This is a genomic window from Paenibacillus sp. sgz302191 (assembly GCF_057749925.1).
The window spans coordinates 14,904-28,216 of sequence record NZ_JBYLHY010000023.1 but is presented as its reverse complement, the minus strand read 5'-3'; the positions used below and the strand labels follow the sequence as shown (position 1 = coordinate 28,216).

The window sequence follows — 13,313 nt, the reverse complement described above, 5'->3', positions numbered from 1 at the left end:
TAATAAACTATCAGGGTATTTTATTCGGGAATGAGGGAAGCGCTTGCTTACGACAATCTCAATATTTCAACTGCAATGCGTGCATGCCTTGCTGTCTTTTTTGATTTCTGTAATCAGCTGCTTCCTGTTTACTTTTTTTTACCTGGTCGTCGACCGTTCTTCGCTTGGCACCGTCAACCGGACATACATGAAGTGGGGCAGCTTCGCGGCCGTCGGCTTTTCCTATTGGCTCTCCCACACCGCAAGCGCAGTTGCGGTTCCGCAAACCGCCGCTCATTCGGATCTGCTGCACAGCGTATATTTCGCTTGTATTCTCGCTTATACCATGCTATTGATGCACATGGCCGCATACAAAACCGGGCAAGACGCAGCAGCGGCGTCTTTCGGCTGCAGCTTCATGCTCGCCGGAAGCGCTTTACTGTTTGACGGGATCAGCTATTGGGCTATGTATCCCGATTTAATTATGTGGAATCCCGTCCTAACCTTGTCTTCGCTCATGATAGCTGCAGCCGTGGTCTACATGCTCTTTCGCTTCCTGCGCCTTCTGATCGGACAGCATCCGCCCGGCATCGGCATGATCGTGCTGTTAAGCTGCATCTGCGGAGCGGCGCTCAGCATGTTCCCGGTCTTGACCAAGCTTTCGTTTCTACGTCTTAACGGCGGGGAATCGGCTTATTACGTCGCATTTACCGTGGAGTTGGCGGTGCTGCTTATGCTTATGAAGCTATCGAATGCCGGTGCTTACCGGACCCTCGATCAGCCGCAATTGCCCGCAGACTTGGTCGATGAACCTGATTCGGCAACCAATCCTGACGCGGTTTTCCGCCTCGATCAATTGGCGCGAATCTCCTATCTCAACCATTCCATGTTGGCACTTTGCGGCTACAGGCCCGACGAGCTGATCGGCCAATCCATCACGAGCATCATAAGCTCCGATCAGACGACAGCGGCATTAGAGCAATGTTACCACGGGTTTACGGGAATCTCGCGGTCTTTTGACAGCAAGCTTCTGCGCAAAAACGGGGACAGGCATTTTTGCCGGATTTCCATGATTCCGATATGGAACAACAATAAAATCATCGGACTTTACATGGTAATGAAACTCGATTGAAATATATGCCGATTTGTGTCACTATTATCATATGCATTTTACAAGCATGCAATAAATACGTATAGGTGGTTAATCATGACAACAACGAACGCGCCATATCGAATCTTGTTATATTATAAATTCGTCACCGTTCCCGATCCCGAAGCGCTGGCCAAAGAACATTTGGCTTACTGCAAAAAGCTTGGGGTCAAAGGACGCATCCTGATTGCCTCGGAAGGAATCAACGGCACGCTTTCGGGCACGGTCGAACAGACCGAGGCTTACATGCGGATGATGCGCCAAATCCCGCTGTTCCGGGACATCGTCTTCAAAATAGACGAAAGCGACAAGCACGCTTTTCAAAAAATATTCGTGCGCCCCAAGAAGGAGCTCGTTACGTTCCGTCTGGAAGAAGACGTAAACCCGAACGATTTGACAGGCGTCCACTTGAAGCCCAAACAATTTTACGAAAAGCTGCAGCAGGAAGACGTCATCGTGCTCGACGGCCGCAACAACTACGAGTACGATATCGGCCATTTCCGGGGAGCGATCCGGCCTGATGTCGAGACCACAAAGGAATTCCCGGAGTGGATCCGCGACAACCTGCAGGAATTCAAGGACAAGCCGATTCTTACTTATTGCACCGGCGGCATCCGCTGCGAGAAGCTGTCCGGCTTCCTGCTCAAGGAAGGCTTCACGGAAGTGTACCAGCTTGACGGCGGCATCGTCAGCTACGGCCATGACCCGGAAGTGCAGGGCCGCCTGTTCGACGGCAAATGCTACGTGTTCGACGAGCGCATTTCCGTGCCGATCAACCGCACGGACGAAGATGTCGTCATCGGGCGCTGCTATCATTGCGGCAAACCCGAAGACCGCTACATCAACTGCGCCAACGACTACTGCCACTTGCAGCACATTTGCTGCGAAGAGTGCGAGGAGGAGCACAACCGCTTCTGCTCCAAGGAATGCGAAGAAGCGACGCTTGCCCGCATGGAAGCGTAACATAAAGGTGGAGCAGAAGGTTATTCTGCTCCACCTTTTTTTTCGGCGGCGGGCAGGCCGTAGCCGCCGGCCGTGCAGCCGGAAGCCCGCTGGGTGACCGGCGGGATCGGCACGGCTCTCCGTTGGCGCAGCCGGATTGGGCTGCCCCCGCTGCTGAGTCGCCGGGATGGGCGCGGCTCTCTCTTGGCGCAGCCAGTAAGGGCTGCCACACACTGCTGAGTCGCCGGGGGTAGGCGCCCGATTCTCTTGGCTCAGCCGGTAAGGGCTGTCACACACTGCTGAGTCACCGGCATAGGCGCCCGACTCTCTTGGCTCAGCCGGTAAGGGCTGTCACACACTGCTGAGTCACCGGCATAGGCGCCTGACTCTCTTGGCTCAGCCGGTAAGGGCTGCCCCCACCTAGGACAAGGTAAGCAAAGGCGTGGAATGTTTCGTTGAGCCGTCTGACTTGGCGGAACTGTTCACGAAACGGCTTGGCATGCCGAAAGCCTGCAAAAGTGCAGGTTTTTTCCGTAATAACGGTTCATTTGGGCGAAAAGCCTGCAATTGTGCAGGAATTTTCGCTCAAAATGAGCCTGAGCCCATGTTCGCGGCGAAAAGCCTGCACATTTGCAGGAATTTGTCGTGGCCGGCGCATCCATCGAGCAATAACTGCACTTTTGCAGGTTTTCTTCGCGCAACCAGGCATATTATGCGACTGGCTCTGGCGTGTCGGCGTGTGGGTTTCTCCACATGTAGAATGTTTCGTTGTGCCGCCTGACTTGGCACAGCCGCACACGAAACGGCTTTGCATGCCGAAAGCCTGCAATTGTGCAGGTTTTTTTCGTAAAAGTAGCTCATTGGGGCGAAAAGCCTGCAATTGTGCAGGAATTTTCGCTCAAAATGAGCCTGAGCCCATGTTCGCGGCGAAAAACCTGCACATTTGCAGGAATTTGTCGTGGTCGGCGCATCTATCGAGCAAAAACTGCACTTTTGCAGGTTTTCTTCGCGCAACCAGGTATATTATGCGACGGGCTCTGGCGTGTCGGCGTGTGGGTTTCTCCACATCTAGAATGTTTCGTTGAGCCGCCTGACTTGGCACAGCCGCACACGAAACGGCTTTGCATGCCGAAAGCCTGCAAAAGTGCAGGTTTTTTTCGTAAAAGTAGCTCATTGGGGCGAAAAGCCTGCAATTGTGCAGGAATTTTCGCTCAAAATGAGCCTGAGCCCATGTTCGCGGCGAAAAACCTGCACAATTGCAGGAATTTGTCGTGGCCGGCGCATCCATCGAGCAAAAACTGCACTTTTGCAGGTTTTCTTCGCGCAACCAGGCATATTATGCGATCGGCTGGCGCGGATGCGTGTGGGTTTCTCCGCGGGTTTTTCGGAACGCGCCGCACACAGCTCCCAGCGCGCATTGCAGCGCCGCCGTGTAACGGCGGTCGACCTGTTGCCAGTGGTGGCGGATGCGGACGAGCGCGTTTTCGGCATGCAGTCGGCATCGGCTTGGCGCGGGGAGTGGTTATCCGCACCCGCCAGGCCCGCTCGCGCGTTGCAGTGCCGCCGCATGGCGGCAGTCCCCCCTCGATACCCCCTAGCCGGATCGTTCCGATTCCGTTAGAATTTGCTCCGCGAGCGGATAGACGAACTCCTCCTCCAAGCTGAAATGCTTGAGCAAAAGGAGGCACGCTTTGATCAACTCCGCCGTCATGAAGTGCAAAAATTCGAGATCGATGGGCACTTTCATCGCATTCACCCCGTCGACGTAAGAACGGACAACCTCTTTGGCCAAATCATGATCCTGCTCAAGCACGATGATCGACCGCGCGATGGAGAAGGCTTTTGCCCGGTGAAAGTAAGACTGCAGCAGCGGAAACAGCTCCCGCTCCTCCCATTCCGAATGCTGCTCCAAATCCTCGACCAGGCAGAGGATCCGGTCCTGCAGCTCAATCAGCTTGCACATGCCGACGGAGCAGTCTTGAAGAGAGTAAAGCGAAACCGCCATGACGCGGATTTCCGTGAGCCGGCCGCGCATTTGCGCGTGCTCCGTTTGCAGACGTTCCACGATAGCCCGCAAGTTGGCGAGAGGCGCAGCGTATTGTAGATTGGCTTGAGCGCCCGGACGGTTTTCCATCAGATTTCCTCCTTGTAAATGGCTGACTGACTCGCTGTTACCATTGTATGCGGCTACAGCCAGCTTACATTCGAAAGAATCCGATTTATCGCACCGCGCACAGCTCCCAGTGCACGGCGCTGCGCTGCATGACGACGGTCGGTCGACCACATGTTATCGCAGCCGGTTTTCCGTTAACCGGAACTGGTTGACCAGCAGCAGCAAGGACTGCGTGATCGTGCCCACCGTGCCTGTCGTATGGCGAACATGATGCATATCGCTCAAAAGCTCCCGCACCGTGCGCTCGACTTCCGCGGATATTTGGCGGTTCTCGATGCTCACGTCCGCGACCCGCTCCATAAGCGCCACGACTTCGTCGACCACCTGCGTTTTCATCGTGTCGTGCGCGTTCGTGCCGCTCAATATTTCCGAAGCCGCCGCAACCATTTGCGTGCCTTCGGCAACGACCCTCGTGCCTTCCTCCATCGATATGAAGGCTTCTTGGGCATGCTGCTCGATACGCTCAATCGTCTCGTTGATTTGCGCCGTGGACTGCTTCGTCAGATCGGCCAGCTTGCGGATCTCGCCGGCCACGACGGCGAAGCCTTTGCCGTGCTCGCCCACTCTCGCCGCTTCGATCGAAGCGTTCAGCGAAAGCAGATTCGTCTGCGCCGAAATCTCCTCAATGACTTGGAGCAGCTTCGGAATTTCCTGCGTCGTCTGTAAAAACGTCTGAATCGTACCGTTCGTCTCGGCCACTTTCTGCGAAATGTGATCCATCTTCCCGCCGATCCGGCCGACCTCTTCCCGGGCGACGGCGATTTGCCCGGAAGCTTGCCGCTCCAGCTCGCGGAGCGTGCCGCTCATATTCCGCGAGACATCTTTGGCGACGTCGATGTCCTGGAGCTGGCTGAGCAGCGAGCGGATCATATCGTGAATTTTGCCGCTCATCCGCTGCGCCGAATCTTCCGTCGATCCGGCCGAGTCGCTCAAGTGCTCCTGGCTTTCCCGCACGTCCATTGCGGCCTGTTTCACCTGCAGCATAATGCCTTCCAGGGAATCGATCAAATTATTGATCCATTTGGCGATTTCCCGCGTTTCGTCACCGGGGAACTTCTCCGCCTGCAGCCGCTGCGTCAAATCCCCGCCGCCTTCCGCGTTGATGCGGATGAAGCGGTTGATTCGTTCCAACTGCCGCGCGACCGGCTGTATCCCCCGCTTTTGCAGCAGACGGACGCCGATGACGCCGTACAGCAAGCCGGCTGCTACGGTCATTCCCGCCCCGCTCCATGCGGGCACCCGGCCGCCCAGCAGCGCAAAAGAAGCCGCCGACAGCAGTACGAACCCGAGGATGAAGCCGATCTGCAAACGCAGTATTTTCCAATCGATGCTGCGGAACCGGTACACTTCTTCAAGATCGCCCTCGCACATCATCCCCCACACATCGGGGCAGTGAGGCAGCTGAAAAGTGACCCCCTTGCCGATAACGGGAATGTGACGGTAATCGGAATAGCCCGGAAATTCCACAAACAAATGACTTCCATTCTCGATCGTCCCGGCCACGCCCGGATGAAGCTCACCGGTAGCCGGATCGGTAAAGACCAGTTCCAGCTCGGTATGCTCCTTCACGCTGACAACGCCAAAATCCGTCCGTACGCCATCCTTTAAATTATCTCCGTGCGTAAACGTCAAATCTTCGAATCGGCTTCTCGACAGCGCCGTTCCCGGGGCGATATGCCTATTTAAACCCGGTTTTGCCATAAAAATATAATTATCCCCCGAATCGGGGTACACATGTCCGGACTCCCGCTGAATCAAGTCGCCCAACACATCGTTAGGAACGCGGCCGCACAACGCCCCTCTCCATACGCCGTCGGCGACTACGGGTACAATGTAAAGCAACGTCATCGCATCATGAAAAGCCGAGGTGCTTGGACCGATTTTTTTCGTCCATGGATCCGAATAAGGCCCGAACAAACATTTCCTGTTCCGGCGCGACTCCCCAAGACCCGGCGACAGGACGCCCTCTCCCGAATAAGCGGTTCCAACATGAGCCGCATGCGTGGAATACACGACGGTATCCCGGTCGTCCAGCACAAACAGCTCCGAAAAATGAACGCCTCTCTTGAGCGCTGCCGCAAACAGACGCCCAACAAGCGGATCGCTCTGCTTAAGCTGACCAGGCCAAGCTTGCTGCTCCGACAATTGTTCGTTCAACCGGGCCAAATAAGACCAATACTCTTCCGCCCAGCTTTGCAAAATTTGCATACGGGTTTGAGCGATCCCCTCGAAAATGTGCTCTACATCTTCCTTAAGGTGGCGGTTTAAACGATAAGACCACCACAAAGGCAGCCCTTTTCCAAATCCCAGCCAATCGAACATAGATCCATCCCCTTTTTATTCACATAAAATGTGACTTTATTTAACATTCTTTATCCGACATTTTAATGCTGAATTCGACTGAAATCAAGCAGGAATTACCTGGAATAAGTAATATTCCCCCTTGACATCAACTGAATTTTACTGATATCCCGAAACAGTTCGTTTTTTGTCGACAAATAGTTATGACAGGTATATTGACATAATTTTCTGAAATATCTAAAATGAAAGAAAAATCAAAGTTTTTTCAGAACATCATGTGAGATTACACAACACAACATAACTTCAACTTTTTTTCGGAAAGGAGGCCTGGTTTCTGCTTCGGGCCCATTTATTAGAAAGGCCACCGATTCCGAAAGCACGCCTAGAAACCAGGGGGCCACATGTCCAAACCCGTAGATCTCGTCACCAACCCCTATGATCCCAACCCTTTTTTCGATGAAATGTTCATTAGCTCCTACTCGGTACGCAAACATTATCAAAGCGTGTACCGCCAGTTTATGGCCATGAAAGCCGGCAGCCTGAGCAAACGGCAATCGGCTACCATGAAGCGGATGATGGAAGAGGGCATTACTTTTACGCTGTACAGCCCTGATCAGACAGAACCTCTCGAACGGACGATTCCGTTTGACCCGATTCCCCGCATCATCCCGAAAGACGAATGGTCCCGGCTCGAGAAGGGACTCCACCAGCGCGTCAAAGCTTTGAACATGTTTATAAAAGATATTTATCATCATCAGGAAATATTGAAAGAAGGCATTATCCCGCGGAAAATGGTGCTCTCCAACCGGTACTTCCGGCCGGAGATGATGCGGCTGTCCGTACCGAACGACGTCTATATCACCGTCTCCGGCATCGATTTGATCCGCGATGAAAAGGGGGAATATTTCGTACTCGAAGACAATCTCCGGTCGCCTTCCGGCTTCTCCTATTTGTACAAAAGCAGGTCGATTATGACGCACCTGTTTCCGGAGCTCGTATTCAGCCATTCCATTCAAGATATCGAGCACAGCCTGAACGTGTTTTTGTCGGCATTGCGGAGGCTGAGCCCTTCCGGGAAAGCGGATCCGGTCATCGGACTCTTGACTCCGGGGTGCTACAACTCCGCCTATTTCGAGCACACTTTCCTCGCGCAGCAAATGGGGATCGAGCTTGTAGAAGGCAACGATCTGACCGTCATCGATCATAAAGTGTACATTCGCGGGATGAACGGCCTTCGCCAGATCGATGTCATTTACCGGAGAATCGACGATGATTTTTTGGACCCGCTGGCCTTCAATCCAAGCTCCATGCTCGGTGTCGCCGGCATTATGAATGCCTACCGCGCCGGCAATATCAATATCGTCAATGCGCCGGGCACGGGCGTAGCGGACGATAAGGCGATCTACGCTTACGTGCCGGACATGATCCGCTACTATTTAAATGAGCAGCCGATCTTGAACAACGTGCCGACCTACGTGCTCTCAAGACCCGAGGAACGGGAAGACGTTCTCGGTCGCCTGGATCAAATGGTCGTCAAGGAAACGTCCTTATCCGGCGGTTACGGCATGTTGATCGGCCCGACGGCCACCGACCGCGAAATCGCCGAGTTTGCTTTGAAAATCAAGGAACAGCCTGACCGCTATATCGCCCAGCCCACGATTCAGCTCTCGAGAGCGCCGGTTATGGCTGACGGGAATATGGTTCCACGGCATATCGATCTTCGCGCCTTTGTCATAAACGGAGAAGACACGCAGGTCATTCCCGGCGGATTGACACGCGTCGCTTTGAAGGAAGGCTCGCTCGTCGTCAACTCTTCGCAGGGCGGCGGTTGCAAGGACACATGGGTTATGCAGTAACGAAAGCAAACAAGAAATCCGGATAAAAATATAGACGGGAGGCTGTGGGATATGGTGATGATGGGTCGTACGGCAGAGGCTTTATTTTGGGTTGGCCGGTATTCGGAACGAACGGAAAATCATGCCAGGTTCATCGATGTGTACTATCACATCCGCGAAGAAAAAGAAAAGGCGGACGGCGAGTCATGGCGCAGGCTGATCGATACGATCGGCGACCGCCGGGTATTCATGGAGCAGTACGGCAGCTTCACCGAGAGCCATGTGCTGCAATACACCACGCTCGATAAAAGCAACACCAACTCGCTGCTGGCATGCACGAATCACACCCGCGCCAATCTGCGCACGATTCGCGAGAGAATGCCGGCGGAGCTGTGGGACATTTTGAACGGTCTGTACCTGTGGTTAAAAGAAAAAGAAGTGCGGGACATAACCGCGGATTCGCCGCATCTTTTTTACCGGAACATCCGGGATTCGCTGTCCATGTTCCAGGGCGCGGCCGTGTCGATCATGCCCAGGGAGAACGAGTGGTTTTTCATCGAAGCCGGACGCTACCTCGAACGTGCGGAAAATACGCTGCGGCTGCTCAAATCGCTTTGCACCGTCTACGCCGCAGAGGAGCCGTGCTCCTATCCGCTCATGCTGTCGGTGCTCAAATCGGTCAGCGGCTACGAAGCGTTCCGCCGCGTCTATGCGGACACCGTCAGCCCGGCCCACATCGTCAAATACTTGATGCTCAGCGAAGCGTTTCCGCGTTCCGTCAGCTTTTCCTTTAATGCGCTGGAAAGTGCGCTGCGCTCCATCGAAGAGGAAGAGTCCGCCCTTAGCGAGGCGATCCAGAAGCTTGCCAAACTTGCCGGCAAAGTAAAGGCCACACTGGACTGCATGGACGACGAGGAGATGAAAACCGGCAAATTGGAGTTGACCCTGAACGCACTGCTGGAATCGTGCAATCTGATCGGCTCCCGCATGTCCAAAGTCTTTTTCCCCCCTCGCGAGGAGGTTATCGCATGAAGCTCGAGATCACCCACATTACACGCTACTCCTACGCGGAAGAAGTGCAGGACAGTGTCAATGAAATCAGGCTGACGCCCCGCACCAATTACCGTCAATCCTGCTACCATCATACGATTGCGACCGAGCCCGTTTCATCGCTGTTTACTTATGAGGACTATTTTTACAACCGCGTGCATGCCTTTACCGTCAATCAGGCGCACCGCGAGCTCGTTATCAAGATGGTATCCACGGTGGTCACCCACGATAATGACAATGTCCGATCCGACGAGCTTGCTTCGGACGAAGAGAAGGAACTGCTGTTGAGCGACACTTTTCAAGACCAATATGCCGAATATTTGCTGCAAACCGGCTACACCGAGCTGTCGGGCGAGATTCAAGCTTATTCCGACGCCATTGACGATAAAGGACTGAGCGCCTGCGAGCTGATTCAAAGCATCAACTCGACGATTTACAAGGACTTCACCTACGACCCGTCGGCGACCAGCGTACAGACGACGGTAGGTGAAATGCTGCGCATCAAACGTGGTGTCTGCCAGGACTACTCCCATTTGATGATCGCGATCTGCCGGCACAAAGGAATTCCCGCCCGCTACGTGAGCGGCTACCATTTTGTAGGCGATTTGCAAGGCGGCAGCAGCAACTTTACGCAGGCGTCCCACGCCTGGGTGGAATGCCTGATCCCGGGCACAGGCTGGTTCGGCTACGATCCGACGAACAATTGCGAAGTCAACTGGCGCTACGTCAAGCTGGGGCACGGCCGGGATTACAATGACATCGTGCCGGTAAAAGGCGTTTACCGCGGCACAGGCGGGCAGCAGCTTGACGTAATGGTCGACGTGCGGCTGGTCGATTAATCCTCTCCTTCCTTCTTCACATACCTCTCTCCCTCTCCTTTCCTCATCTTTCCCCCGCTTCCTCATTGATCTCCCGATACCGCCCCGCTTCATCCCCCCCTTCTTTTCCCCAGCCGTCAAAAAAAATTTGCCTATTTAAAGGAATCTCCCCTTAAATGTGGAATATGAGTAGCAGTACTTGTCGTTCGACGATTTTTACGCCACAGGAAGGAGGAACTTGCATGAAATCCACGGGAATCGTCAGAAAAGTAGACGAACTGGGCCGTATCGTACTGCCGATTGAGCTGCGCCGCACGCTGCACATCGAGATCGGAGACGCGATCGAGGTTTACGTCGACCCTGAAAGAATTACGCTGAAAAAATACATGCCCGCTTGCATCTTTTGCGGCAATTTCGAGAACATGACGTATTTTAAAGGAAAACTGGTTTGCAGCAGTTGTATCGACGAAATTGTATAAACGAAAGAACCGCGGGGGAGTTTGCGTCCCGCGGTTCTTTTTCGTTATTCATTAATGCTTCTCGTTTCTTCGTTATAAGTCACTGGTCCGGAATCGTGATCAATTTGAACCCTTTACTTTTGATTCCTTTTATCACGGCCGGGAGTGCGGCAATCGTAGCAGGATTATCATGCAGTACAATAATACTGCCCGATTTCACTTGGGATAACACTTTCTTTGCAATCTTTGCAGAGTTAGTTGTCGACCAGTCCTCCGGATCTTCATTCCATAATACCATTTTCATTTGGTTTTCTTCTGTGATAAGCTTGGTGTCATTATTATAAGAGCCATACGGCGGTCGAAATAAAGTTATTGGTGACGTATCCCACTTCCTGAGTGCGGCCAGCCCTTTATCAAATTCGTTTTTTTGCTCATCATACGTCATTTTCGTCATTTGGGGATGGGTATTGGAGTGGAAACCCACGACGTGTCCCTCATGTACAGCTTTTGTTACAGCTTCCGGATAGGTCTTTACATTTTGTCCCAATAAGAAAAATGTGACATGGACATTTTGCTCTCTTAACACTTTGAGAAGCTTCTCGGTATGCTTGGTCGGACCATCGTCTATAGTAATAGCAACGCTGCCTTTACCTACGGAATAGACCGGTTTTAAAGTCGATAGCTTCGTTTGCTTTATGGCCCCTGAACCTGCCGATTCCTCTATAGCAGTTACATGTTGACCTGTAGTACTATCTGTTGGTAAAGTTTCCGGAACTTGGATCGGTGGCGAACTCGAAGGTTCCAAAGATACGGCATTAACCTGATCGGGGGAAGATTTAATAGAAATTGTTTCTTCTACACAACCAGCAAGAGATATACAACATACAACTAAAATAATGAATGCTTTAAAAAATGATTTCATTGTAATTACCTGCCAAACATGGTGGATTTTTCCTCAGCTTGCACTCTGAATACCCATTCCAATCCTATTGTTTTATGAATGTCTCGAATTAGGCCGCGATTGTAACGTTGTAAAACCTTTATCTTGCAGATTTCTTAGGAGTTGCAGCGCTTCAGCGCGGGTTAAACCAAGGTTCCCCCCATATCCCGAAACGGTAGCCGAAGTTTTCCCCTGTGAATATCCGTTATCAAGTAAAAATTTAATTGCATAATCTTCATTTTTGAAATTTTTACCATTCAATCCGGAAACAATAGTAGCCACTTTTGTGCGATTAATCACTTGATCGCGATCAACCCCATCAAGTCCCAAATTATACTTGTTAGCATACATATAATATATATCACTCCAAATTGCAGTGCCTGGAGGATTTACGTGAAGAGCTTTAATGCTTTCCGGATACATGCGGAAGATCATAGCAAGAAACTCGGCTTCCTTCACGGTACTATCAGGCTTGAAAGAGCCGTCTTGATATCCTTGAACGATTTGATGTTCATTCGACCAAAGAATCGTATCATATGCCCAGTGATGCTTAATATCGTTGAAAACAGGCGCCTCAGTCACGTTTATACCCAATGAAACCGATTTATCGGCGTAGCTGACAACAATTTCAGTTGTCCCCTCGGAGATCCCTCTAATCGTTTGATCGTTTATAGCGATAATTGAACCACGGGAAGCGATCTGGACAGAAGATGTAACATCTACCTGCTCTCCGTCGTCATAATTGGCAACGATGTTTGGAAATGAAATTTTTGAACCGATACTTATTTCGGTTTCATAAGTTCCATATGTTAAATCGGTGACCGAAGGCGTATTTTGCAGCAGCGTAACCGCTCGGCTCCCCATGCTTTCCCAACGATCTTTAAAAGCCCAAAGATTATATGCTACGCGTTTGCCGGTGTAGGGATCATTGAAATATCCGTTATCATCATCCCAGCCAACAAGCAGCATCGCATGTTCCGGACCGTTCCAATGAATCCTATTGCCCTCGGAATCAACCCACGCGTCAACTTCTTCCGGTGCCATTAAATCCAAGGTTACCCAAGTCACAACAGGCGATCCCCCTCGAACTGCAGCAAGCAGCTCATCAAAAGAATGGCCTGTCAAGTTTTTCGCTTTGCCTGGGAAATAGCGATCAATGATTTTCAAAATCGGTGTTTCGTACACGCCATAGCCTATCGTAGAATACGGATTCCCGACAAATACTTCATTCGGATTGCCACCGACATAAGAATTATTAACTACTCCTGGCATCCGGCCTTTTGGCAATAAATCCGCTATATCCGTTTTCGCAACAGAAGCTCCAAAATAGTTCAATAACATTGTAGCAGCGGTTATCTCGCATCCGGACGGCAGTTCCGGAAATTGCGACTCTACTTGCACGTCATTTATCATAAACAATCGCTCGGCTGCTTGCGTTTCTTGGTTTGCAGGGAGAAAAAGAGTTAACATAACTAAAATGATAATTTTTTTAAACATGCCGGTCTCCTCAAGTGCCCATAAAAAAATTGGAAAGCATAATGCCAAAGAAGCAATTCACTTTTACTGCAAAATTAGGCTAATAGAACTATACGTTCTACATAATAATACAAATTTCTCCTTTTGGGAATCATAATTTGAATTAATAGTTAGCAAAGCAGGAAATATGA

The 13,313-nt window shown here is 51.6% G+C and carries 10 protein-coding genes; 6 read left to right on the top strand and 4 right to left on the bottom strand.

The features are described 5' to 3' along the window. Positions 1-43 precede the first annotated feature (43 nt). Both AC3G2T_RS26610 and trhO read left to right on the top strand, forming a co-directional pair. A complete protein-coding gene (locus tag AC3G2T_RS26610; protein WP_474683564.1) occupies positions 44-1,111 on the top strand; it encodes a PAS domain-containing protein in 1,068 nt (355 codons plus the stop codon). A gap of 75 nt (positions 1,112-1,186) precedes the next feature. Continuing rightward, entirely contained in the window at positions 1,187-2,092 is a 906-nt protein-coding gene (trhO, locus tag AC3G2T_RS26605; protein WP_474683563.1) for an oxygen-dependent tRNA uridine(34) hydroxylase TrhO, read from the top strand. 1,573 nt (positions 2,093-3,665) lie between these two features. On the opposite strand, the gene AC3G2T_RS26600 is transcribed toward trhO, so the two are convergent. Both AC3G2T_RS26600 and AC3G2T_RS26595 read right to left on the bottom strand, forming a co-directional pair. Then, the gene (locus tag AC3G2T_RS26600; protein WP_474683562.1) at positions 3,666-4,205 is read right to left on the bottom strand and encodes a hemerythrin domain-containing protein; all 540 of its coding nucleotides are present in this window, start codon (positions 4,203-4,205) and stop codon (positions 3,666-3,668) included. A 153-nt stretch (positions 4,206-4,358) separates the two neighbouring features. Continuing rightward, complete coding sequence (locus tag AC3G2T_RS26595) at positions 4,359-6,566, bottom strand: methyl-accepting chemotaxis protein (RefSeq protein ID WP_488437481.1); 2,208 nt, start codon at positions 6,564-6,566, stop codon at positions 4,359-4,361. A 380-nt stretch (positions 6,567-6,946) separates the two neighbouring features. On the opposite strand from AC3G2T_RS26595, the gene AC3G2T_RS26590 reads away from it, so the two are divergent. From AC3G2T_RS26590 to AC3G2T_RS26575, 4 genes are all read left to right on the top strand, one after another. Continuing rightward, positions 6,947-8,401 carry a circularly permuted type 2 ATP-grasp protein gene (locus tag AC3G2T_RS26590; protein WP_488437480.1) on the top strand — a complete coding sequence of 485 codons (1,455 nt, stop codon included), beginning with the start codon at positions 6,947-6,949 and terminating at the stop codon, positions 8,399-8,401. A gap of 51 nt (positions 8,402-8,452) precedes the next feature. Then, positions 8,453-9,412 (top strand): alpha-E domain-containing protein, encoded by a 960-nt coding sequence (locus AC3G2T_RS26585; protein ID WP_474683559.1) that lies wholly within the window; start codon positions 8,453-8,455, stop codon positions 9,410-9,412. Further along, a complete protein-coding gene (locus tag AC3G2T_RS26580; RefSeq protein WP_474683558.1) occupies positions 9,409-10,269 on the top strand; it encodes a transglutaminase family protein in 861 nt (286 codons plus the stop codon). Before AC3G2T_RS26585 ends, AC3G2T_RS26580 begins: the two co-directional genes overlap by 4 nt. Positions 10,270-10,490: 221 nt before the next feature. Next, entirely contained in the window at positions 10,491-10,727 is a 237-nt protein-coding gene (locus AC3G2T_RS26575; protein WP_488437479.1) for an AbrB/MazE/SpoVT family DNA-binding domain-containing protein, read from the top strand. Between the two features lie 79 nt (positions 10,728-10,806). Here AC3G2T_RS26575 and AC3G2T_RS26570 read toward each other — a convergent pair whose 3' ends face one another. Together AC3G2T_RS26570 and AC3G2T_RS26565 are read right to left on the bottom strand one after the other, a co-directional pair. Then, positions 10,807-11,628, bottom strand: coding sequence for a polysaccharide deacetylase family protein (locus tag AC3G2T_RS26570; protein WP_488437478.1), 822 nt, complete (start codon positions 11,626-11,628; stop codon positions 10,807-10,809). Positions 11,629-11,700: 72 nt separating this feature from the next. After that, positions 11,701-13,143: a C39 family peptidase gene (locus AC3G2T_RS26565; RefSeq protein ID WP_488437477.1), complete on the bottom strand. Its 1,443-nt coding sequence runs from the start codon at positions 13,141-13,143 to the stop codon at positions 11,701-11,703. Positions 13,144-13,313 lie beyond the last annotated feature (170 nt).